The 21539-nt window shown below is 70.4% G+C and carries 25 protein-coding genes; 22 read left to right on the plus strand and 3 right to left on the minus strand.

The window, feature by feature from the left end; all coding sequences use genetic code 11:
* Window positions 1-25: 25 nt before the first annotated feature.
* The 11 genes from rsmD (at window position 26) to ftsY (ending at window position 10220) form a co-directional block, all read left to right on the plus strand.
* Window positions 26-601: a 16S rRNA (guanine(966)-N(2))-methyltransferase RsmD gene (rsmD, locus tag KY469_10405; GenBank protein ID MBW3663499.1), complete on the plus strand. Its 576-nt coding sequence runs from the start codon at window positions 26-28 to the stop codon at window positions 599-601.
* Between the two features lie 41 nt (window positions 602-642).
* Window positions 643-1089, plus strand: a complete 447-nt coding sequence (gene coaD, locus KY469_10410; protein MBW3663500.1) for a pantetheine-phosphate adenylyltransferase — start codon at window positions 643-645, stop codon at window positions 1087-1089.
* Between the two features lie 150 nt (window positions 1090-1239).
* On the plus strand, window positions 1240-1803 hold the full coding sequence (locus KY469_10415; GenBank protein ID MBW3663501.1) for a hypothetical protein: 564 nt from the start codon (window positions 1240-1242) through the stop codon (window positions 1801-1803).
* A gap of 164 nt (window positions 1804-1967) precedes the next feature.
* On the plus strand, window positions 1968-2486 hold the full coding sequence (locus tag KY469_10420; protein MBW3663502.1) for a DUF177 domain-containing protein: 519 nt from the start codon (window positions 1968-1970) through the stop codon (window positions 2484-2486).
* 135 nt (window positions 2487-2621) lie between these two features.
* Complete coding sequence (gene rpmF / locus KY469_10425; protein MBW3663503.1) at window positions 2622-2807, plus strand: 50S ribosomal protein L32; 186 nt, start codon at window positions 2622-2624, stop codon at window positions 2805-2807.
* A gap of 35 nt (window positions 2808-2842) precedes the next feature.
* Complete coding sequence (rnc, locus tag KY469_10430) at window positions 2843-3583, plus strand: ribonuclease III (protein ID MBW3663504.1); 741 nt, start codon at window positions 2843-2845, stop codon at window positions 3581-3583.
* Window positions 3584-3677: 94 nt separating this feature from the next.
* Entirely contained in the window at window positions 3678-4523 is an 846-nt protein-coding gene (locus KY469_10435) for a hypothetical protein (protein ID MBW3663505.1), read from the plus strand.
* Window positions 4511-4798, plus strand: coding sequence for an acylphosphatase (locus tag KY469_10440; protein ID MBW3663506.1), 288 nt, complete (start codon window positions 4511-4513; stop codon window positions 4796-4798). The genes KY469_10435 and KY469_10440 overlap by 13 nt, the downstream gene beginning before the upstream one ends.
* Window positions 4799-5057: 259 nt before the next feature.
* A complete protein-coding gene (locus KY469_10445; protein ID MBW3663507.1) occupies window positions 5058-5240 on the plus strand; it encodes a hypothetical protein in 183 nt (60 codons plus the stop codon).
* Between the two features lie 167 nt (window positions 5241-5407).
* Window positions 5408-8965 carry a chromosome segregation protein SMC gene (gene smc, locus KY469_10450; GenBank protein ID MBW3663508.1) on the plus strand — a complete coding sequence of 1186 codons (3558 nt, stop codon included), beginning with the start codon at window positions 5408-5410 and terminating at the stop codon, window positions 8963-8965.
* Window positions 8966-9005: 40 nt separating this feature from the next.
* On the plus strand, window positions 9006-10220 hold the full coding sequence (gene ftsY / locus KY469_10455) for a signal recognition particle-docking protein FtsY (protein ID MBW3663509.1): 1215 nt from the start codon (window positions 9006-9008) through the stop codon (window positions 10218-10220).
* Here ftsY and KY469_10460 read toward each other — a convergent pair.
* A complete protein-coding gene (locus tag KY469_10460; GenBank protein MBW3663510.1) occupies window positions 10207-12042 on the minus strand; it encodes a GAF domain-containing sensor histidine kinase in 1836 nt (611 codons plus the stop codon). The genes ftsY and KY469_10460 overlap by 14 nt on opposite strands.
* A 158-nt stretch (window positions 12043-12200) precedes the next feature.
* On the opposite strand from KY469_10460, the gene ffh reads away from it, so the two are divergent.
* The 11 genes from ffh to KY469_10515 all read left to right on the plus strand — a co-directional run bounded on the left by ffh (window position 12201) and on the right by KY469_10515 (window position 20585).
* On the plus strand, window positions 12201-13658 hold the full coding sequence (ffh, locus tag KY469_10465; protein ID MBW3663511.1) for a signal recognition particle protein: 1458 nt from the start codon (window positions 12201-12203) through the stop codon (window positions 13656-13658).
* Between the two features lie 226 nt (window positions 13659-13884).
* Window positions 13885-14334: a 30S ribosomal protein S16 gene (gene rpsP, locus KY469_10470; protein MBW3663512.1), complete on the plus strand. Its 450-nt coding sequence runs from the start codon at window positions 13885-13887 to the stop codon at window positions 14332-14334.
* Entirely contained in the window at window positions 14331-14567 is a 237-nt protein-coding gene (locus KY469_10475) for a KH domain-containing protein (GenBank protein MBW3663513.1), read from the plus strand. The genes rpsP and KY469_10475 overlap by 4 nt, the downstream gene beginning before the upstream one ends.
* Window positions 14533-15096, plus strand: coding sequence for a ribosome maturation factor RimM (rimM, locus tag KY469_10480; protein ID MBW3663514.1), 564 nt, complete (start codon window positions 14533-14535; stop codon window positions 15094-15096). Before KY469_10475 ends, rimM begins: the two co-directional genes overlap by 35 nt.
* A complete protein-coding gene (gene trmD / locus KY469_10485) occupies window positions 15096-15839 on the plus strand; it encodes a tRNA (guanosine(37)-N1)-methyltransferase TrmD (protein ID MBW3663515.1) in 744 nt (247 codons plus the stop codon). The genes rimM and trmD overlap by 1 nt, the downstream gene beginning before the upstream one ends.
* Before the next feature lie 143 nt (window positions 15840-15982).
* Window positions 15983-16333 carry a 50S ribosomal protein L19 gene (rplS, locus tag KY469_10490; GenBank protein ID MBW3663516.1) on the plus strand — a complete coding sequence of 117 codons (351 nt, stop codon included), beginning with the start codon at window positions 15983-15985 and terminating at the stop codon, window positions 16331-16333.
* Window positions 16334-16419: 86 nt separating this feature from the next.
* The gene (gene lepB / locus KY469_10495; GenBank protein MBW3663517.1) at window positions 16420-17196 is read left to right on the plus strand and encodes a signal peptidase I; all 777 of its coding nucleotides are present in this window, start codon (window positions 16420-16422) and stop codon (window positions 17194-17196) included.
* Between the two features lie 28 nt (window positions 17197-17224).
* Window positions 17225-17542: a DUF2469 domain-containing protein gene (locus KY469_10500; protein ID MBW3663518.1), complete on the plus strand. Its 318-nt coding sequence runs from the start codon at window positions 17225-17227 to the stop codon at window positions 17540-17542.
* Window positions 17543-17858: 316 nt separating this feature from the next.
* The gene (locus tag KY469_10505; GenBank protein MBW3663519.1) at window positions 17859-18248 is read left to right on the plus strand and encodes a YraN family protein; all 390 of its coding nucleotides are present in this window, start codon (window positions 17859-17861) and stop codon (window positions 18246-18248) included.
* Window positions 18248-19162 carry an ATP-binding protein gene (locus KY469_10510; GenBank protein ID MBW3663520.1) on the plus strand — a complete coding sequence of 305 codons (915 nt, stop codon included), beginning with the start codon at window positions 18248-18250 and terminating at the stop codon, window positions 19160-19162. The genes KY469_10505 and KY469_10510 overlap by 1 nt, the downstream gene beginning before the upstream one ends.
* 19 nt (window positions 19163-19181) lie before the next feature.
* Window positions 19182-20585, plus strand: a complete 1404-nt coding sequence (locus KY469_10515) for a recombinase family protein (protein ID MBW3663521.1) — start codon at window positions 19182-19184, stop codon at window positions 20583-20585.
* Between the two features lie 124 nt (window positions 20586-20709).
* Here KY469_10515 and KY469_10520 read toward each other — a convergent pair whose 3' ends face one another.
* The gene (locus KY469_10520; protein MBW3663522.1) at window positions 20710-21093 is read right to left on the minus strand and encodes a hypothetical protein; all 384 of its coding nucleotides are present in this window, start codon (window positions 21091-21093) and stop codon (window positions 20710-20712) included.
* On the minus strand, window positions 21093-21533 hold the full coding sequence (locus tag KY469_10525) for a hypothetical protein (protein ID MBW3663523.1): 441 nt from the start codon (window positions 21531-21533) through the stop codon (window positions 21093-21095). The genes KY469_10520 and KY469_10525 overlap by 1 nt, the downstream gene beginning before the upstream one ends.
* Window positions 21534-21539: the final 6 nt, after the last annotated feature.

The raw sequence follows: 21539 nt of genomic DNA on the forward strand, positions 1-21539 counted from the left end.
GGGATAGAGGGGAGGAAGGAGCTCGGTGCGAGTCATCGCCGGCATCGCCAAGGGCCGCACCCTGGTCGCGCCCGAGGGTCGACGCGTCCGTCCGACGACCGACCGCACGAAGGAGGCCCTCTTCTCGATCCTGCAGCCCGAGCTGCGCGCGGCGTCGGTAGTCGACCTGTACGCCGGGTCCGGCGCGCTCGGGATCGAGGCGCTCTCACGCGGGTCGGCGCACGCGACGTTCGTCGAGCGTCACGGACGCGCACTCGCGGCGCTCGAGCGCAACCTCGAGGTCACCGGGCTCGGCGATCGGGCCACCATCGTGCGCGCCAGCGTCGGCGCGGCTCTGACGGAGCGGCTGCCCGGCGCCCCCTTCGGTATCGCCCTCCTCGACCCGCCGTACGACATCGACAGCGACCAGCTCGCCGACGTGCTCATGGCGCTCGTGGGCCAGCTCGCGCCCGGCGCCCACGTGACGGTCGAGCTCGGTCACCACGGCGACCCGCCCCGCTGGCCCCCCGGTATCGAGCCGGGCCGGGACCGCCGCTACGGTGACACCCGCCTCCACGAGGGGCACGTCCCACACGACCGCAGCCCGGGAGAAGCAACGTGACCGTCGCGGCCGTGATCCCGGGCAGCTTCGACCCCATCACGATGGGCCACGTCGACATCATCGAGCGGGCGGCGTCACGCTTCGACCAGGTGACCGTGGCGGTGCTCGAGAACCCTTCCAAGCAGCCGCTGTTCACGATCGACGAACGGGTCGAGCTGATCGAGGGCACGGTCGCCCACCTCGACAACGTCAGCATCGCGCGCTTCCGCGGGCTGCTGGTCACCTTCTGCAACGCCCACGGCATCCGGCTCATCGTCAAGGGTCTGCGCGCCGTCAGCGACTTCGAGTACGAGCTGCAGATGGCGCAGATGAACCAGCGCATGGGTGACGTCGAGACGCTGTTCCTCACGACGACGCCGGAGTTCAGCTACCTGTCCTCCTCGCTGATCAAGGAGATCGCGCGGTTCGGGGGACCGCTCGAGGGCTTCGTGCCCGACCTGGTGCAGAAGGCGCTGCGCGAGCGTCTCGGCCACGAGGAGTCCCCCTGAGGGTGCTCAAGGAGGCCGGAGGCCGTTAGCACGACCTGACCTGCGCCCCGCTCCGTGGAGACCTGGCCTCACTGGTGAGCACAACTCTCCACGCAGCGACATGTGGGTACGCTCACCTGGCGCATCCCCCCGAGCGCAAGGCGGTGCCTCATGTCCGCGGACGCGTCCCAACAGACCAGCGAGTACATCACGCCGGCGGCCATCCCGCCGGACGTCGAGGCGAAGCTGCACGTCCTCGAGCGGCTGGTCGCCGACGCGAAGACCGTGCCCCTGTCGGCGAGCATCATGCTGAACCGCGCCGAGATCGATGGCGTCCTGGCTGAGCTGCGGGCCACCATCCCCGAGGAGCTGCGGCAGGCGCGCTGGGTCATGAAAGAACGCGACGAGCTGATCGAGAAGGCGCTGCGCGACGCCGAGCGGCTCGTCGGCGACGCCCAGGACGAACGCGCCCGGTTGATCGCCAAGACCGAGGTGGTCCACGCCGCTAACCGCGAGGCCGACCGCATCGTCGAGGAGGCGCGCGAGCAGGCGCGCCAGATCCGGCTGGAGGCCGAGGACTACGTCGACGCCAAGCTCGCCAACTTCGAGGTGGTGCTCACCAAGACCCTCTCCGCCGTCGAGCGGGGACGGGAGAAGCTGCGGGGGCGGATGGGCACCGACGAGCTGGCCGAGGCCGAGCCCGACGTCGAGGACGACGAGCTCGACGAGGCCTAGTACGAACGACGCCGCATCCGCGGCGTCGATGGAGCGTCCTGCCTCGTCCGCCGACCATCCGTGCGCTCCGCGCGCGTCTCGTGCGCTCGTTCGGGCCGCAGTGGCGTGTGGTACTCTCCCGCACCGGCAGGCACGTAGAGCACCCGGCAAGGATCTGTAGCACCGTGCGCGTAGCGGTCAGTGACCTCGTCGGACGCCCTGGGGAGACCCGTCCACTCGCCCGCGAACTCACCCGTGAGGACCTCGGGGGTGAGCCGTGGGGGCCAGCAGACGACACGCTGTCCGGGCCGCTCCGACTCGACCTCCACCTCGATTCCGTGGTGGAGGGCATCCTCGTGCGCGGCACGGTCGAGGTCGACCTCGAGCTGGCGTGTGCTCGCTGCCTCGAACCCGTCGAGCAGCACGTCGACATCGACGTCGTCGAGCTGTTCCGTCCGGCAGGCGACGAGGACATCGAACCTGGCTACGCGATCGTCGACGAGGCGATCGAGCTCGACACCCTGATGCACGACGCCATCGTCATGGCGGTACCGCTGCGGGTGCTCTGCCGCGAGAACTGCGCCGGCCTGTGCCCCGTCTGCGGCACCGACCGCAACGAGGCCGAGTGCGGACACGATCAGAGCTCCGGCGGCGACCCTCGTTGGGCTCCGCTGAGGCAGCTCGACCTACACGCCCGCAACTGAAGTGCTCAAGTAGCGAAGCGGTAGCACAACCTGAAGTGCTCAAGTAGCGAAGCGGTAGCACAACCTGAAGTGCTCAAGTAGCGAAGCGGTAGCACAACCTGACCGACCTGACCGACGACCCACTCGGAGGATCCGATGGCCGTTCCCAAGCGCAAGATGAGCCGGTCGCGTACGCGCCGCCGGAAGGCCCACTGGCTGCGGATCTCCAAGCCGACATACGCCACCTGCCCGCGCTGCAAGAGCCCGATCCGCCCGCACACGGTCTGCAAGGAGTGTGGAACCTACGCGGGGCGCGAGGTCATCGAAGTCGAGGAGTTCTGAGCGGTGTCCGCGTTCGCCGTCCCGTACCCCGGCCCGTGAGCGCCGGAGGGGATCGGACGAACGTCGAGCAGCTCAGCGACGAACTCGGGGTCCGTTTCCGTCACCCCGACCTGCTCGAACGAGCTCTGACGCACCGTTCGTACGCGTTCGAGAACGGCGGGCTGCGGACCAACGAGCGGCTCGAGTTCCTCGGCGATGCGGTGCTCGCCATCGTGGTCACCGACGCCATCTTCCACGATCACCCGGACGCCCCCGAAGGCGATCTCGCCCGGCTCCGTGCGGCCGCTGTCCGGGCGTCGTCGCTGGCTGACGTCGCGCGCAACCTCGGGTTGGGTCGCTACGTGCGCCTCGGCAAGGGCGAGGAGGCATCGGGCGGCCGGGACAAGGACAACATCCTCGCGGATACGTTCGAGGCGGTGCTGGGAGCCATCTACGAGGATGCCGGCCTCGAGGCTGCCGAGGCCGTCGTGCGTCGGCTGTTCACCGATCGTCTCCACCAGCTAGCCACGCAGGGGGCCGCGCTCGACTACAAAACCAGCCTGCAGGAGCTCGCAGCCGCCGAGTACGAGACGTTGCCGCACTACAGCGTGGTGGCGGAGGGTCCCGATCACGAGAAGACCTTCACCGCGCGGGTCGAGGTCGCGGGACAGGAGCTGGGCACGGGCAAGGGCAAGAGCAAGAAGGACGCCGAGCAGGCCGCTGCGCGCGAGGCCTACACCCGCATCAAGGATGCCGGCGCGGCGCGAGCCGGCGACGAGCTGGGCGAGGTGGGCTGATGAGTGCTCAAGCAGGCCGAAGGCCGGTAGCACGATCGAGTGGTGCTCAAGCAGGCCGAAGGCTGGTAGCACGATCGAGTAGGAGGATCTGAGGGTGCTCGAGCTTCCTGAGGTCGAGGTCCTGCGCAAGGACATCGAGAAGGAGATCGTCGGCAAGCGGGTGAAGGACGTGCAGGTCGAGACCGCCTCGATCGTGCGGCCCTTCCACCGGACGCGACCGCAGTTCGTCGAGGCGCTGGAGGGGCGCAAGATCGAGGCGGTCCGGCGCCGCGGTGCCGTTCTCTTCCTCGATCTCGACGATGGTGTGACCTGGATCATCGACCCGGGCGACCGCGGCACGCTGCACCGTGAGACCGCGACGGCCGATCCCGGTCCCGACACGCACTTCGCCGTGAGCTTCACGATCGGCGGCGCTCTCCACCTGACCGACACCGACCGCGATCCCACCTCACGCACCGGCGTCGTCCCCACGGAGGAGGTCCTGGAGGCGGCCGGCATCGTCGACGACGCGCTCGATCCGTTCGAGGACAACCCCACCTGGATGGAGTTCGGTCACCTGCTGCGACAAGCGGCGATGCCGCTCAAGCAGTTGCTGACCGACAAGCGCGTCATGCTCGGGATCGGGCCCGTCTACAGCGACGAGGTCCTCTGGGAGGCCGGGTTGCGCTTCGACCGCGGCTCCGAGACGCTCACCACGCAGGAGGTGCGCCGCCTCTACCGCGGCATGCACGAGGTGCTCGCGGCGGCGATCAAGCACCGGGGATCGAGCCTCGACGAGTCGCAGCCCGAAGAGGTGCTCGACGACGAGGGCGAGGTCCAGGAACACATCCGGGTGTACGGGCGTGAGGGCTCGCCCTGCTTCCGTTGCCGACAGACCATCGTGAAGGAACGGATCAGGACCCGCGTCTACACCTACTACTGCGAGCAATGTCAGATGTGACCGTCACCGCCCGGCACGTGGTCGTCCACGGCCGGGTGCAGGGCGTCTTCTTCCGTGACAGCACCCGCCGACGGGCCGCGGCATCCGGCGTCACCGGCTGGGTACGCAACAACCCCGACGGTACGGTCGAGGCGTGGCTCGAAGGCGCCCCCGAGGCGGTCGAGGGCATCGAGACGTGGATCCGCGGCGGGGGGCCGTCGCGGGCCGAGGTCCGTCGGGTCGAGGCCGAGCCGGCCGAACCCGAGGGTCACGGATCGTTCCAGGTCCGTCACTGAGAGTCGACGGTCTCGGCGTGGTCATCCGGTCGCGTCCGGTTGGCCTGGGTTGTGCCGCTAGACGGCCCCGCCCGGCCTGAGGTACGCTTTGGTACACGCATCCAGCGGACCGCTGCGGCCCGCCCCGGGCCGTCCATGCACACGTCCGCACGGGACACGACGCACCGCGACCAGCCGGATGAGGGCCAGACGGCCGACGGCACCAACCGCATCCGCCTGTCGGCGCGCACGCGCGTCGAGCAGAGGGAGGAGAGACCGTATGAGCAAGGCTCTGATGGGTTCGTTCGGTACCCCTCGCACCATCGAGTTGCTGGACCAGGTCCGCGCCCTGCGGGCCCGGGTCGAACAGCTCGAGGAGGCGCTCGCCGAGGCGGAGGCCGCCCGCGATGCACGTGAGGCCGAGGTGGTGTCCCTCGAGACCCCCGAGACCGTCAGCGCCTGACGACGCACCGCGCACCATCCTGACGGGCCCCTCCGGGGGCCCGTTTCGCGGTGTGTCAACGGTCGCGGCCGCGGCACCTCCGCGGCGCGTACGAGACCCCGCGCTACCCTTCGCCACCTTCCCCCGCTGACCATCCGCGGCCAGGCCGCGAGAGCGAGGCTTCAGGGGTGTTCCTCAAGTCCCTCACCATCCGCGGCTTCAAGTCGTTCGCGGACCGCACGGAGCTGCCGGTCGAACCCGGTATCACGGTGATCGTCGGGCCGAACGGATCGGGCAAGAGCAACGTCGTCGACGCGTTGTCGTGGGTCCTCGGCACCGCCTCGCCGAAGAAGCTGCGGGGCGGGCAGATGGCCGACGTCATCTTCGCCGGGTCCCCGACGCGCAACCCGCTCGGCCACGCCACCGTCGAGATCGTCATCGACAACAGCGACGGCCAGCTCGGCGAGGGAGGCTTGGGGACGAGCGCCAGCGCGAAGGAGTTCGCCGAGGTCCGCGTGTCACGCGAGATCTTCCCCACCGGCGAGAACGTCTACCGCATCAACGGCGAGGAGTGCCGCGCTCTCGACGTGCAGGAGCTGCTGTCCGACACCGGCCTCGGGCGCGAGCTGCACACGATCATCGGCCAGGGCCAGCTCGACGCGATCCTCAACGCCAAGCCCGAGGACCGACGCGCCTTCATCGAGGAGGCTGCCGGGATCCTCAAGCACCGACGCCGGCGCGAGCGCGCGGTCCGCAAGCTCGAGCAGGTCGATGTGCACATCGACAAGCTGCGCTCGATCCTGCGCGAGCTCCGTCGCCAGCTCCGACCGTTGGAACGACAAGCTGAAGCCGCCAACAAGCTGAGCCAACTCCAGGCCGAGCTCCGGGACGTCCGTGTGACGCTCGTCGCTCACGACGCGGCGGTCCTGGCGAGCCAACTGCACGCGGACGCCACGAGCGGCGAGGAGGTCGTCGAGCGCCTGGTCTCCACCGAACAGGCCATAGCCGAGGTGCGCGAGCGTGAGCAGCGGCTCACCTCGCAGATCCGCGGTCACGAGCCGCGACTCGAGCGCGCCCACGCCACCTACCACGACCTGCGTTCGCTCCTGGAACGGGTCCGCGGCACGGGGGACCTCATCGAGGCCAAGCGGCGCCACCTCATCGAGTTCACCGAGGAGCCCCTGGCTGGTCGCCCTCCAGCAGAGCTGCGCGCAGCCGCGGACCGCGTCGAGGCCGACGGTCGTGCACGTGACGCCGAACGCGACGAGGTGCGGCGCAGCTTCGAGGAAGCGGTCGCGCAGCGCCGTCACGCCGAGTCGGCACGGCGTGAGTACGAGCAGCAACAGCAGGCGGAGGCCCGACGGCGTGCGGAGCAGCGTGAGCGGGTGTTGCGCTGGGAGGGGGAGGTCAGCGCCCTGCGCGGTTCGATCGCGTCGGCCGAGGCGGAGGCGGGACGGGTCGGCGCACAGTTGCAGAGCCTCGACGGCCGCATCGCCGAGGCCGAGGCCGACGTGCAGAAGGTCCAGGACGAGATCCAGCGCCTCGACACCAGCGAGGTCGAGCTCACGGCCGGACTCGAGACGGCCGAGGTCGAGGTCGCAGCGGCACAGCGACAGCTCGACGAGCTGCTGACGCGAGAGCGTGAGCTCGAGCGTGAGCGCTCATCACAGTCCGCGCGGGCCGAGGCGCTGCGCGCCGCCGAGGCTGAGACCAGCGGCGGCGCCGCGGCCCTGCTCGAGTCGGGACTCGACGGGGTCGTGGGCCGTGTCGCCGACGCGCTGCGGGTCCCCAGCGACCTGCAAGCGGCGTTCGCGGCGGCGCTCGGACCGCTGGGCGAGGCGGTGCTCGTCACCAGCCCGGAAGGGGCTCGACGTGCGGTCGGCTGGCTCCGCGAGGTGGGCGCGGGGCGTGCGGTGCTCGTCGCGGTGCGCGGAGCGCGCCCCGCGGCCGACGACCTCGATCCTGGCTTGGTGGAGCAGCTCGCGGCGGTGGGCGCCATCCCGATCGCCTCGACCCTGCAGGGGCGCGGCCGGAGCGTGGACGTCGTCCAGGCACTGCGGGCCGCGCTCGGCGCCACGTTCGTGGTCGATCATCTCGACGCGGCGATCCTGCTGCACGGCCGCCACCCCCGGCTCACCTTCGTGACGCGCGACGGGGACATCGCCGGGCCGTGGGGCATCAGCGGCGGATCCGCCCCGGAGCGCTCCGCCGTCCTGACCGCCGCCGCCGCGGACGAGGCCGAACAGCGTGTGGCGACGCTCAGCGCGGCGCTCGCGGGCCTGCATCGGGACCTCACTGCGGCGCGCGAGGCGCTGGCGAGACGCCATCGGGCACTCAGGGAGGCGACCGACCGCATCAACGAGTCGGATGCGCGCATCACCGGTGCCGCGGAACGCTTGGCACGCGTGAACAAGGAGCTGGCGGCGCTGCAGAACCAGCGCGATGTCATCGCTGCTCAGCACGCCGAGTTGGCCGAGCTGCTCGTGCGGGACCGCGGGACGCTCGACGCGCTGGTCGGTCGCGGACCCGACGCCCGCGACGACACCGACGCGCGGGACGCTGACCCGCGCGAGCTCGAACGGCTGGATGCCGACGTCGAGACCGCGCGCGAGTTGGAGCTCGAGGTTCGGGTCCAGCTCGAGCGGCTCAGCGAGCGCATCCGCAACCTCGAGACCACTGCCGCCGATCTGCGCCGCGAAGCGGATGACGTCGAGCGCGCCCTGGCTGAGGCCGCACGGCGGCGTGAGGCACGGCAGCGTGCGATCGTGCGGTGCCGGGAACTGTCGACCGTCTGCGACGAGGCCATCGCGGCGCTGGGACGTGCCATCGCCGATGCCGAGCAGCACCGTGACCGTCTCGACAGCGAGCTCCGCGCGCAGCGCCAGGAACTCGAGCGTGTCCGAGAGCGAGAGCAGCAGGTAGCTGCGCAGCTCGAGGAGGTCCGTGAGGAACGCCACGCGGCCGATCTGCGCCGAGCCGACCTGGAGCACCGGCGTGAACAGCTGGCGACCCGGGCTGCCGAGCTCGGTCTGTCGCTCGACGAACTGGACGACGAGCAGCCCGCCGCGTTCGACGCCGACCGTGACGCGCTGACCGAGCGCGAGGATCTGCTGGTCCGGCGCATCGGACTGCTCGGACGCGTGAACCCCCTGGCGCTCGAGGAGTTCCAGGCGCTGGAGGAGCGCCACGCGTTCCTATCGGGTCAGCTCGACGATCTGCGCCGGTCCAAGCGCGATCTCGAACAGGTCATCGAAGCCGTCGACGACCGCATCCGGCAGGTCTTCATGAGCGCGTTCGAAGACGTGGCCCACGAGTTCGAGACCGTGTTCGGGCAGATGTTCCCCGGTGGGCACGGGCGGCTCGTGCTCACCGACCCAGACGAACCCCTCACGACCGGGGTCGAGGTCGAGGCACGTCCACCGGGCAAGCGCGTGAAGCGGCTGTCGCTGCTCTCCGGCGGCGAGCGTTCGCTCACGGTGCTCGCGTTCGTGTTCGCCATCTTCCGGGCTCGGCCCTCGCCGTTCTACGTGCTCGACGAGGTGGATGCCGCGCTCGACGATGCCAACATCATCCGGCTTGTCGACGCGATCGAAGCCTTCAAGGAGCGCAGCCAGCTCATCGTCGTCACCCACCAGCGGCGGACGATGGAGATCGCCGACGTGCTGTACGGCGTGACGATGAACCGCGACGGGATCAGCAAGGTCGTCGCCCAGCGTCTCGAAGAGGGCGAGCCGCTGTCGGCCTAGGGCGGGTACCGTCTCGGGCCCGTCGACGTGGGGTTGCAGCGTGGAGATCGTGATCGCCATCAGCGTCGTGGTGGTCATCAGCGCCTTGGTCGCCGGCTTCGTCGTGGCCCGACGACCGCCCGACCAGCCGCCGGCCGGGTCCGAGGGCACCACGACCCTCGAGCTCGATCGGGATGAGCTCACTGACACCGACACCGCGGTGCTCGACGTCCCACCGACGCCGCCGGTCGCCGAGCCGGAAGTGGCTGAGCCGGAAGTGGCTGAGCCGGAGGTGGCTGAGCCGGAGGTCGTCGAGCCGGAGGTCGTCGAGCCGGAGGTCGTCGAGCCGGAACCGCTCACCCTCGGCGAGCGCTTCCGCCGCCGCCTCGTCCGGACCCGCAACGTGCTGGGCACCAGCGTCGCCGAGCTGTTCGGGCGCGGCATCTCCGACGAGGCATGGGAGGGCCTGGAGGAGGCTCTGATCGGCGCCGACGTGGGGGTCGAGGCCTCCCTCGCGATCGTCGAGGAACTCCGACGCCGCGCCCGTGAAGAGGGGGTGAGCACCGGCGACGGCGTCCTGCGCCTGCTCAAGGAGGAGCTGAAGCAGGCGCTCGCCGTCGGTGACCGCTCGCTCGCCCGGTCCACCGACGACGACCCGACCGTGTGGCTGGTCACGGGCGTGAACGGGACCGGGAAGACGACCAGCATCGGCAAGCTCGCCGCGCGTGAGCAGCGCGACGGCCGCCAGGTCGTGCTCGGTGCTGCTGACACCTTCCGCGCCGCCGCGATCGAACAACTCGGACTGTGGGCCGAGCGCAGCGGATCGCGTCTCGTCTCCAAGGGGGCAGGCGCCGACCCCGCGTCGGTGGCCTACGACGCCTACCTCGCCGCGAAGGCGACCGACGCCGACATCGTGATCGTCGACACCGCGGGGCGCCTGCACAACAAGCGCGAGCTCATGGACGAGCTCGGCAAGGTCAAGCGGGTGCTCGAGAAGCAGGCTGGTCAGCTGGAGGAGACCTTGCTCGTGCTCGATGCCACCGTGGGCCAGAACGGGATCGCACAGGCGCGGGCGTTCCTCGAGGCGGTCGACGTGAGCGGTCTGGTGTTGACCAAGCTCGACGGCACGGCCAAGGGCGGGATCGTCATCGCGGTCCAGCGCGAGCTCGGTCTGCCGGTGAAGCTCGTGGGGCTGGGCGAGGACATCGACGATCTCGCCGACTTCGACGCCGATGCGTTCGTGGATGGCCTGTTCGCGGAGGTCAGTGTCGGCTGAGGCTTGCCGATCGGGCGGGCACGAGCGAGATCGTGAAGCGTGCCCCCGGGGCATCGATGTCCTCCAGCCACAGCTCCCCACCCATCGCTGCCATCAGCCCGGTAGCGATCGGAAGGCCCAGGCCGCTGCCTCGCTGGTGCGCCATCGTGTCCTCCACCTGGAAGAACCGGTCGAAGATCCGTTCCTGGTGCTCCGGAGCGATCCCGGGCCCGTTGTCGGCGACGGTCAGCAGTACCGTGCCGTCGACGAGCCGCCACGAGACCTCGACCTCGCTACCCCCGTGGTCGAACGCGTTGGACACCAGGTTCGCGATCACCTGCCGCAGCCGGTTGGGATCGGCGTGCACCGCGAGGTCCGGTCCCGCGGTGCGGATCCGGGAGGCGTGCGGGGACTCGTCTCGCACGGTCGTGACGACCTCGGCCAACGCGACATCGCGCGGCTGGACCTTCAGTTTCCCACGGTCCAGGTGGCTCACGGTCTGCAGGTCGTCGACGAGGTGCGCGAGCCGGCGCGCCTGGCTCAGCAACGACCCCAGCAGCTGTCCCGTCTGCTGCTCGCTGAGGTCCAGCTCGGGTCGCAGCAGGGTCTCGGCGAACCCGAGGACGGCGGTGAGGGGCGTACGCAGCTCGTGGGAGGTGATCGCCACGAAGTCGGTCTTCATCTCGTCGAGCTGGCGGTACTCCTCCACGAGGGCTGCCTCCTTCTCGAAGGCGCGCGCGGCTTCGATCACGAGCCCCATCTGATCGGCGAGGCGCTTGAGCATGCCGAGCTGTTCGGTGCCCAGGGCGGTCGTGTCGCCCGACTGCACGACCAGCGCCCCGGACGTGCCGGTCTTGGCGTGGAACGGGGCCGCCACCTGCACCACCGGGTCGGACCCTCCCAGGCGGTCGGCGGTGTCCGCGTCGGCCAGCTGCGATCGCCCCGACTCCAGCGCGCTCGCCACCGGGCCGTGGGGTCGGGGCGCCACGACCTCTCCGACGGCCGCGCCGGGGATGGTGGATGCGGCCAGCACCGGTCCCGCATCGCCTACGACGATCAGGCTGACGCCGGGCAGATCGAGCTGAAGCGCGACCTCGTGGACCATCCGGTCCAGGGCATCGATCTCGACGCTGGCGATACCGGCCACGACGACGCGCTGCATCGCCGTCACCTCGCGACTCGTGGCGGCGCTCTGTTCGGCGAGCAGGGTCGCCCGCCGGGTCTCGCGCTCCGACACCTCCCGCCGGGCCTCCGCGTCACGTGCCAGCCACCCGAGGGCGACCCCGAGCACCACCGCGAGCCCGAAGCTCAGAGCGGCGATCTCCCACGTCGGATCGACCTGCCAGACGGTCACTCTCAGGATCTGGCGCGCCACCTCGGCGACCGCGACGACGCCGATCGCCAGGAGCGCACCGGTGAGAGCGAACTTGAACGCCCCGATGACGAGCAGGACCAGCAGCAACGCGCCCGTGAGCGGGATCTCCTCGGCCCCGAGGAGCAGCGAGGGGAGGCTGAGGAGGACGGCGTCCAGACCGAACGTGACCCGAGCGAAGCGCTCCAGATCGCTGCGACCGAGCTGCTGGATGGTGCCGAGCGCGATGACGCCGAGCGCTGCGGTGAGGGTCAGCACCACCCACATCGCGGCCGTCGCGGCCTCGCCGAGGTCCGGTTCGCGGAGGACCATGAGGGCCGCGCCGTAGGCGGCAGCGCCCAGCCGCAGCGCGCCCGCCGCGCGTTCGCGCGACCGTCGCCAGTTGAGCGGTCCGATCCGGTCGGACGGGGGACCGGGGTCACCAGCGGGCACGGCGGAACGAGCCTCGCCACGTTGCTGACCGGTCTGCACGAGCAACCCCCTGTCGGCGCCGCCCCGACGCCCAGGACCTGCTCCCCGTCTCTCGCGATGGTACGCCACGTCCCCGGGCAGGTCGTGCTGCTTCCCTCACGGGACAGGGCCAGGAGGCGTCCCGGTACGCTTGCGTCCATCCCGTGGAGAGGTAGACCGTGTTCGAAGCGCTGTCCGAACGACTCGACGGCGTCCTCGACCGCATCCGTGGGAAGGGCCGTCTCGACGAGGAGACGGTCGACGAGACCCTCAAGGAGATCCGCCTCGCGCTGCTCGAGGCCGACGTCAACTTCAAGGTCGTCAAGGACTTCGTCGCCCGCCTCCGCGAACAGCTCGTAGGGGAGGAGATCGCCAAGGCCCTCAACCCCAGCCAGCACGTGGTCAAGGCGGTGAACGCCGAGCTCGAACGCGCTCTCGGCGGCGACGTCGTCCCGCTCGACCTCGGCAAGGACAGGCCGGCCGTCATCATGCTCGCGGGTCTGCAGGGATCGGGGAAGACGACCGCGACCGGCAAGCTCGCCGCCCACCTCAAGAGCAAGGGTCGCAACCCGATGGTGGTGGCCTGCGACCTTCAGCGTCCCGCCGCCGTCCAGCAGCTCCGCGTGGTCGCGGAACAGGCCGGCGTACACGTCTACGCGCCGGTCGAGGCCGGCGATCCGGTGCCGGTCGCGCGCGAGTCGATCGACAAGGCACGCCAGACGGGGTGCGACGTCGTGATCGTCGACACCGCGGGACGGCTGCACGTCGACGCCGAGATGATGGCGCAAGCACGCGACATCCGCGACGCCGTCGATCCGGTCGAGACCCTTTTCGTCATCGACGCGATGATCGGTCAGGAGGCCGTCAACGTCGCGAAGGCGTTCCTCGACGACGTCGGCTTCGACGGCGTGATCCTCTCCAAGCTCGACGGTGACGCGCGCGGCGGCGCGGCCCTGTCCGTCCGCGAGGTGACCGACCGGCCGATCAAGTTCGCCTCGATCGGTGAGAAGCTCGAGGACTTCGAGGTCTTCCACCCCGACCGTCTCGCTGGCCGCATCCTCGGCATGGGCGATGTGATGACGCTCATCGAGAAGGCCGAGGAGGCGTACACCGAGGAGGAGCAGCAGCGCGCCGAGGAGGCGCTGCTGTCGGGCGACTTCAGCCTCGAGGACTTCCTCGAGCAGATGCAGATGTTGAAGAAGATGGGTCCACTCCAGGGACTGCTCGGGATGCTCCCGGGGATGGGCAAGCAGCTGAAGGACCTCGATATCGACGACAAGCAGGTCGGCAGGGTCGAGGCCATCATCCGCTCGATGACCCCGCAGGAGCGACGCAACCCCAAGGTGCTCAACGGCAAGCGTCGCAAGCGCATCGCGACGGGTTCGGGGACCACGGTCACCGAGGTCAACCGGCTGGTGAAGCAGTTCCGCGAGGCTCAGAAGCTCATGAAGTCGGTGTCGAAGATGGCCGGCGGCATGGGGGGCCCCCAGCGCGGGGGCGGGAAGCGGCGGGGCGGGCAGCCCAGCGCGCGTCAGCAGGTCCAGGCGCTGCGCCAGCTGCAGCAGAGCGGCGGCGTGCGGGGCGGCGGACTCGGCGGCTTCCCCGGGCTCTCGCCGGCACCCAAGGACGACCGCTGACCGGCGGTGTGACGCGCTGAGCGGTGGCGGGTACCCTCCCCATCGCGTCGTCCTCGGGCCCGCCCCCTGGACGTTGCCGCAACCAACGAGAGCGTGCGAACGGCCTCACGGCCTTCTAGAGCACGGGTCGAGCCCGCCCCGCCAGTCCGCGACCCCGCGGCCGCGTGGGTACCGCCCGACCACGACGCCGCGGCGACCGTCGCCCGGCACGGACCGGAGACCATCCATGGCCGTCAAGCTGCGCCTCCGACGCGAGGGCACGAAGAAGACCCCCCACTACCGCATCGTCGCTGCGGATCACCGCTCGCCACGCGACGGGCGCTTCATCGAGATCATCGGGCACTACCACCCGCTGCGCGAGCCGTCCGGCATCGAGGTCGACGCCGAGCGCGCGCTGCACTGGCTGCGCAACGGCGCCCAACCCACCTCCGCGGTCGAGAAGCTCCTGCGCATCAGCGGCGTGTGGGCGGAGTTCAAGCCCGGCGACGAGCCCACCCGCGACCGCTCCCAACGCGAACGCGAGAAGGTCAGCAGGAAGAAGCGCGAGAAGCAGCGCGAGGCTGCCGAGGCGGCGGCCGCGCCGGCCGTGCTCAAGCAGCAAAGCGGTAGCACAACTGACGAGGCCGCCCCGGCAGAGCCGTCTGAGTCCGACGCGATCGAGGAGAGCAGCGAGTGAAGGCCAAGGAGGTCCTGGAGTACGTCGCCAAGCAGCTCGTCGACAACCCCGACGATGTCGAGGTCGTCAAGGTGGACGGCGAACGCAACACCGTCCTCGAGCTGCACGTCAACGACGACGACCTCGGCAAGGTCATCGGCAAGCGGGGCCGCACCGCGAAGGCTCTGCGCACGCTCGTCAAGGCCGCCGCGTCGCTCGATGGGGACAACGTCACCGTCGACATCGTGGACTGATGTGTCCGGGGCCGACGAGGTGCTCGTGGGGCGCATCATCAAGCCTCACGGCATCCGCGGCGAGGTCACGGTCGAGGTCCTTTCCGATGTCGCAGGCCGGTTCGACGTGGGCGCGAGCGTGCGCAGCCTCGACGGCACGTTGACCGTCGTGACATCGCGACCGCACCAGGGTCGCCTCCTCGTGCGGTTCGAGGGCGTCACCACCCGCAGCGACGCGGAGCTGCTGCGTGGCCTCGAGCTCACCGCAGAGGCGGCGGATCTCAGCGCGACCGAGACCTACTTCGCCCACGAGCTCGTCGGGCTCCCCGTTCGCCTGGCGGTCGACGGTCGCCATCTGGGGACGGTCGCGGCACTGATCGAGCTCCCCGATCAGGCTGGCTACGACCTGCTCGAGGTCCATCGGAGCGATGGCTCGACGTGGTTGCTGCCCACCGTCGACGAGTACGTCGAGGTGGTCGAGACCGACGAGGGCCTGCACCTGGGGGTGGTCGATCCCCCCGAGGGGCTGGTCGACGGCGAGCCGTTGTGATGCGCATCGACGTCATCACGATCTTCCCCGAGTTCTTCGAGGGACCGTTCTCGGCGTCACTGCTCGGCAGAGCGTCGGCGGCCGGCACGGTCGAGCTGCACGTGCACGACCTGCGTGGCTGGACCGACGACCGCCACCGCACCGTCGACGACGCGCCGTACGGGGGTGGAGCCGGGATGGTCATGCGCGCCGACGTGTGGTTCCGGGCTGCCGAGGCGGTGTGGGGGAACGACGCGCCGCAGGGGGTGGAGGGGCCACGTCCGCGCACGATCGTGCTCACTCCTCGCGGCCGCCTCTTCGACCACGACCTCGCCCAGGAGCTGGCGGCGGAGGCTCGCCTGGTGCTCTGCTGTGGCCGGTACGAAGGCATCGACGAGCGTGTCCACGACGTCGTCGCCACCGACGAGGTGTCGATCGGCGACTACGTGCTCGCGGGCGGCGAGGTCGCTGCGGCCGTGATCGTCGAGGCGGTCACACGCCTGGTCCCCGGCGTGATGGGCAACGAGGCGTCGCCGGAGGACGAGTCGTTCCGCGACGACCTGCTCGAGTACCCCCAGTACACCCGGCCGGCCGAGATCGTCGGCCACCGTGTCCCCGACGTGCTCCTCAGCGGTGACCACGGGGCGATCGCCGCGTGGCGGCGCGAGCAGGCCGAGGCGATCACCCGTCGTCGGCGCCCCGACCTGTGGGACCGACGCGGTGGCTCCTCCGAGGACCTCCCCCCTTCCTCCGGGGACGTTTGACCCATCTCGGAGGACCGACGTATCCTCCCTGTCTGCTCTGCGCCGATCGCTCGCCCGCGCGCAGCACGTGCACCGCCCCCGCCACCACACCGGCCGACCTCGGGTCGTGCGCCGCCCCGGACGACCACAGGAACGGACACGTCATGAACAAGCTCGACATGGTCGAGGAGCAGCACCTGCGTGAGGTGCCCGACTTCCGACCGGGCGACAACGTCAAGGTGCACGTCCGCGTCGTCGAGGGCACGCGCTCCCGCATCCAGGTGTTCGAGGGCGTCGTCATGCGCCGTCAGGGTGGAGGTGTGCGCGAGACGTTCACCGTGCGCAAGGTGTCCTTCGGGGTCGGTGTCGAGCGCACGTTCCCCGTGCACAGCCCGATCATCGACCAGATCGAGGTGACCCGTCGCGGGAAGGTGCGTCGCGCGAAGCTGTACTACCTCCGTGAGCGGCGGGGGAAGAAGGCGCGCATCAAGGAGAAGCGCGACGCGCAGACGTGATCGGCTACGCACCGACGCTGTCGCTGCTGGCGTAGGCTCGCCCGATGACCGAACCCGAAGAGCGTCCCGTGGTGACCCACGGCGAGATGTTCCACGCGAGACGGCGACCGGCCGCCGACGCCGAACCCCAGGAGCCGGCGCCCGACGATGGCCTCGAGCCCGCCGGCGACGGCCCCGATGCTCCCGACGATGACGGCTCGGTCCTGCAGTTCCTGCGCGAGCTGCCGGTCCTGCTGTTCGTGGCCTTCCTCCTGGCGTTCCTCCTCCGGACGTTCGTCGTGCAGGTGTTCTACATCCCGTCGAGCTCGATGGAGCCGACGCTGCAGATCAACGACCGGATGATCGTCGAGAAGATCACCTACCGTCTCCGCGAGCCCCGCCACGGCGAGATCATCGTCTTCGAGGGCGAGAGCAGCGACCCCTTCGCCGACGACCGTGGCACGCTGTCGCGGGTCGCGAACCGGGTAGGTCAGTTCCTCGGGATCGTCCCCGCCAACGCCCGCGATTTCGTCAAGCGCGTGATCGGCCTCCCCGGAGACGAGATCCGGATCGACGACGAGGGACACGTGTTCGTCAACGGGATCCAGCTCGACGAGACCGACTACGTGCTGCCGCAGCAGCGCTCCTTCGGGCCGATCACGGTCCCCGACGGCAAGCTGTTCGTGCTCGGTGACAACCGCTCCAACTCGTCCGATTCACGCGGCGGCCTCGGCTTCGTCAGCCGCGATCACGTCGTGGGACGCGCGATGGTGATCATCTGGCCGCCGAGCCGGTTCGACGGCGTCGGCGTCCCCGACATCGGTGACATCCCCGACGTGCCACCGGCCGAGGACTCCAGCGCGGCGTACCAGGACGCAGCGTGAGCCGACGACGCTGCGTACCCTCGGTCCGATGAGCCCCGACGACCTCGACGCCTACGAGAACGATCTCGAGCTGCGGCTGTACCGCGAGTACCGCGACGTCGTCCGCACCTTCCGTTTCGTGGTCGAGACCGAGCGCCGCTTCTACCTCGCGAACCGCGTCGAGGTGACGCCACGGGGCGAGGGCGACAGCATGTACTTCGAGCTCGATCTCGAGGACGCCTGGGTCTGGGACATGTACCGCCCCGCCCGGTTCATCAAGAAGGTCCGCGTGCTGACCTTCCGCGACGTCAACGTCGAGGAACTGGCCCACGACGACGACGCCATCGACAAGCTGCTCGACAGCTGACGTGGGTTTCAACGCGAACCGGCGGTACCGGGACGACAAGCGCAACGACATCGTCCTGCTCGTCACCGCGGCCGCGATCGTGGTCGGCCTGCTCCTGTGGGCCACCGGCATCCTCGGCTGACCTCCGACCGTTCACCGTGGTCGGCTGCCACCACTTCGTCACCCGATCCGTTCGGATATGCGAGCGATGTGGGGGACGAAGTGACGAGTGGACGAGGGACTGGGGCCGCCGGCAGCCTCGGCTGACCTCCAGTTTCCACAGGCGCGGGACACGTCACCGACCGCAGAGGGCGTGGGGCGACGTAGCGTCGCGGCTATGCCCACCGAACCCGCCCCCTCGCCCCGCGCCGCGACCGGCGCCCACGGCGAGGACCTGGCCGCCGACCACCTCCGCGCCAACGGCTACGTCGTGCTGGCAAGGAACTGGCGCCTCGCCGCCGGCGTGCTCCGGGGTGAGCTGGACCTGATCTGTCGCGCCCCGGACGGGGCACTCACGTTCGTCGAGGTGAAGACCCGCCGGGCGGGCGGACGCTTCGGCGGACCGCTGGCTGCGGTGACCCCCGCGAAGCAGGCCAAGATCCGCTCGCTCGCGCTGGCGTTCCTCCGGCAGTCCGGCCTCGCCGCCCGGACCCTCCGCTTCGATGTCGTGGGCATCGAGGTGGGCGACGGCACGCCGCGCATCACCCACCTCGAGAGTGCGTTCTGATGGGCTTCGCCACGGTCCACGCCATCGCGCTGCTCGGTGTGAGGGGCCGTGACGTTCGGGTGGAGTGCAACGCGAGCGTGGGCTTGCCCACGACCCGGATCACCGGACTGCCAGACACCGTCATCCGGGAGGCCGCCGAGCGGGTCAAGTCAGCGGTGCAGCGCTCCGAACTCGGGTGGCCGGACCAGCGCATCGTCGTCAACCTCGCTCCGGCTGGACTGCCGAAGTCCGGTACCGGCTTCGACCTCGCGATCGCGCTCGCGGCACTGGGCGCGACCGAGCAGATCGACGACACCGCGCTATGCGACGTGTGGGCGTTCGGTGAGCTCGGTCTCGACGGCGACACCAACCCTGTCGCGGGTGCCCTCCCGGTCGCGAAGACCGTGCGCGATCTCGGCGGGCGTCGCCTGTTCGTCACCGAGACTTCGGCACCCGAGGCGGCACTCATCGAGGGCATCGAGGTTGTGCCGGTGGCCAACCTCCGGGAGGCGTACGCCATCCTCCGGGGCGAGCAGGCGCCCCGCACGATCGCCGCCGCCCCGACCGTGGTCGAGATCGCTGGGCCGGACCTGCGCGATGTGCGAGGCCAGGCGACGGGGCGCCGCGCGATCGAGATCGCGGCGGCCGGAGGCCACCACCTGCTCCTCGCCGGGCCCCCAGGCTGCGGCAAGTCCATGCTCGCTGCGCGCCTGCCATCGGTGCTCCCGCCGCTCGCCATCACCGAAGCGCTCGAGGTGGCGTCCATCCACTCGATCGCAGGCACACGTGAGCCGGACGCTCCTCTCCCTCGGCGGCCCCCCTACCGCGATCCCCACCACGGCACATCCGCCGTCGGCCTCATCGGTGGGGGCACCGGCATCGCGACCCCCGGCGAGCTCAGCTTGGCGCACCCCAGGGTGAGACCATGTCACTAGGCGACGGTAAGTTCCGAACATGCGTGCAGCCATCTACGTCCGCATCAGCGACGACCGCGAATCCACCGGTCTCGGTGTGGCCCGCCAAGAGGCCGACTGCCGGGCCCTCGCCGAGCAGCGCGGCCACGAGATCGTCGAGGTCTACACCGACAACGATCTGACCGCGGCCGACCCGCGTAAGCCACGTCCCGGCTATCAGCGCCTCATCGCCGACATGGAAGCAGCCGCCTGGGACGTGCTGATCGTGTGGGACCTGGACCGACTTCACCGGCGCCCGGCCGAGCTCGAGAGCTTCTTCGAGGCGTGGGACCGTTCCGGTCAGCCGGCGCTGCTGAACGTCGGCGGGGAGGTCGATCTGGCCACGCCGCAGGGCCGGTTGGTGGCCCGGATGAAGGGCACGGTGGCGGCGTACGAGGTCGAGCAGCTGCGGCGCCGGATCCGCCGCAAGGCTGAGGAGCTAGCCCGGGCCGGCAAGGTCGGGGGTGGGGGGACGCGCCCCTTCGGGTTCGAGCCTGACCGTGTCGCGATTCGCGAATCGGAGGCGGTGCTGATCCGTGAGGCGGCGTCGAGGGTGGCGGCGGGGGAGACGCTGCGGTCGGTGATCGCTGACTGGACCGAGCGTGGCGTGGAGACGGTGACCGGGGCCGGGTGGAGCCACCAGGTGCTGCGGCACATGCTGTGCTCGCCACGGATCGCGGGGCTGCGGCAGCACCACGGCGAGGTGGTAGCTGAGGCGGTGTGGCCGGCGATCGTGGACAGGGTGACGTGGCAGCGTGTTCGCGCGGCGATCGACGACCGTGCGGCCGCGTACGCGCACAGGCGCGCGTCGCGCCGCTACCTGCTCACCGGCGGTGTGGCGACGTGTGGGCGGTGCAGCAACCGGCTGGTGGCGCGGCCGCGGGAGGACGGGTCCCGCAAGTACGTGTGCGCGGCCGAGCCGATGCACGGTGGCGGGTGCGGCCGGATGGCGATGCTCGCCGATCCGTTTGAGGAGTGGGTCGCCGCCCAGCTCGGGATGCGGCTGGACAGCGACGCGTACCGGCAGGCCCGATCCGAGCGCAACGGCGACGAATCGGAGGTCGCCACGTTGATGGCGGCAGTGGAGCGGGACGAGGCCATGCTGACCCAGCTCGCCCGTGACCACTACACCGACGGGCTGATCGGCCGGGGCGAGTACCTGGCGGCACGTTCGGGGCTGGATGCGCGCCTGGCCGGGTCGCGCCGCGAGTTGGAGCGGCTGCGTACCTGCGACGTGCTCGACGGGTTGTCGCCGGTCAGCTTCGCGGGGGACTGGGACGGGATGAGCTTCGGTCAGCGCCGCGCCATCGTCGAGGCTCTCATCGAGACGGTGACCGTCAACGCGGCGGTGAGGGGCCGGAACTTCTTCGACCCGGGCCGGGTCGCGATCGCGTGGCGGGTCTAGCCAGCCAGTCCGTCGCGGGGGCGTCGTAGTCGGCCTGGATGGCCGCTGCCGGCTCGGGCCTCTTCGGTACCGGTACCTCTGCCACCGCGGGCTCACAGCGACCTGGCACTGTCCCAGGCGTGGGTCAGCCTGTGACCTCGCTGCACAGGGCGGATCCGGTCACATCCGGGTCGTCGGCGGACTGGCAGATGTTGTCCAGCCACGTCTCCGGGTCGACACCGTCCAGCGCGCCGGGATGGTCCTCGGCCGCATCGGCGAACGCGGCCAGGTCCTGGCATGCGATGACGGCGGGGTACAGGTCCTCGTTGGTGTCCTGCATCGCGTCGACCGCGGCAGCGTCGGCGAACGCGTCGCCGCACTCGGCGGTGTACGCCGGCGCGATCGGCACGTCGGTCTTCTCCGGCACGGTCGGTGACTCGATGACGGTGAGGTCGTCGGAGGTGTCGCCGCATCCGGCCAGCGTGAGCGTCAGGACGATCGTCAGCAGGCATGTGCGGTGGATGGTCATCAGAACCCCCGTTCGTGCCGGGTGAGGTTGTCCAGGGCGGCTTCGGCGATGCGGCGGGTGACGTCGAACTCGTCCATCACTTCGTCGGGGCCGACGCCTTCGCCCAGATCGGCCATGCGGTCACAGAAGCCTGCCAGAGCTTCGACCGGGACGAGACGGGAAGCGGCTTCGCGGTCGACCTGGGCCTCGTCGATCGCGACTCGGGAGGCCCACGTGTCGGGCATGGCTGGGTGGTGGGCGCCGCCGCCGCGCTCGTCGTGGACCAGCTCGTGCGCCAGGACGTCGCGACGTTGCTGCTGGGTCAGGGCACGGTCGAGGACGATCGCGGCGCCGTGCTCGTCGGGCAGGTACATGCCGCCGCCGACGCTGGCGGGCAGGTTGCGGATGAGCAGGAGCAGGTGGGGTCGTTCGCGCAGGCTCCGCCACGGGTTCCACGTCATGACGGG

The sequence above is a fragment of the Actinomycetota bacterium genome, assembly GCA_019347575.1.
GTDB lineage: Bacteria > Actinomycetota > Nitriliruptoria > Nitriliruptorales > Nitriliruptoraceae > JAHWKY01.

Bases quoted from the DNA above. Each gene is read 5' to 3' on its own strand.
- KY469_10500 (MBW3663518.1), top strand. From the start codon at position 17,225: ATGAGCCCCGACGACCTCGACGCCTACGAGAACGATCTCGAGCTGCGG.
- KY469_10440 (MBW3663506.1), top strand. From the start codon at position 4,511: ATGTCAGATGTGACCGTCACCGCCCGGCACGTGGTCGTCCACGGCCGG.
- rpsP (MBW3663512.1), top strand. From the start codon at position 13,885: ATGGCCGTCAAGCTGCGCCTCCGACGCGAGGGCACGAAGAAGACCCCC.
- rimM (MBW3663514.1), top strand. From the start codon at position 14,533: ATGGGGACAACGTCACCGTCGACATCGTGGACTGATGTGTCCGGGGCC.
- KY469_10520 (MBW3663522.1), bottom strand. From the start codon at position 21,093: ATGACCATCCACCGCACATGCCTGCTGACGATCGTCCTGACGCTCACG.
- rpmF (MBW3663503.1), top strand. From the start codon at position 2,622: ATGGCCGTTCCCAAGCGCAAGATGAGCCGGTCGCGTACGCGCCGCCGG.
- KY469_10510 (MBW3663520.1), top strand. From the start codon at position 18,248: ATGGGCTTCGCCACGGTCCACGCCATCGCGCTGCTCGGTGTGAGGGGC.
- lepB (MBW3663517.1), top strand. From the start codon at position 16,420: ATGTTCCACGCGAGACGGCGACCGGCCGCCGACGCCGAACCCCAGGAG.
- trmD (MBW3663515.1), top strand. From the start codon at position 15,096: ATGCGCATCGACGTCATCACGATCTTCCCCGAGTTCTTCGAGGGACCG.
- KY469_10515 (MBW3663521.1), top strand. From the start codon at position 19,182: ATGCGTGCAGCCATCTACGTCCGCATCAGCGACGACCGCGAATCCACC.
- coaD (MBW3663500.1), top strand. From the start codon at position 643: ATGGGCCACGTCGACATCATCGAGCGGGCGGCGTCACGCTTCGACCAG.
- KY469_10525 (MBW3663523.1), bottom strand. From the start codon at position 21,533: ATGACGTGGAACCCGTGGCGGAGCCTGCGCGAACGACCCCACCTGCTC.
- KY469_10505 (MBW3663519.1), top strand. From the start codon at position 17,859: ATGCCCACCGAACCCGCCCCCTCGCCCCGCGCCGCGACCGGCGCCCAC.
- KY469_10415 (MBW3663501.1), top strand. From the start codon at position 1,240: ATGTCCGCGGACGCGTCCCAACAGACCAGCGAGTACATCACGCCGGCG.
- KY469_10445 (MBW3663507.1), top strand. From the start codon at position 5,058: ATGAGCAAGGCTCTGATGGGTTCGTTCGGTACCCCTCGCACCATCGAG.
- rplS (MBW3663516.1), top strand. From the start codon at position 15,983: ATGAACAAGCTCGACATGGTCGAGGAGCAGCACCTGCGTGAGGTGCCC.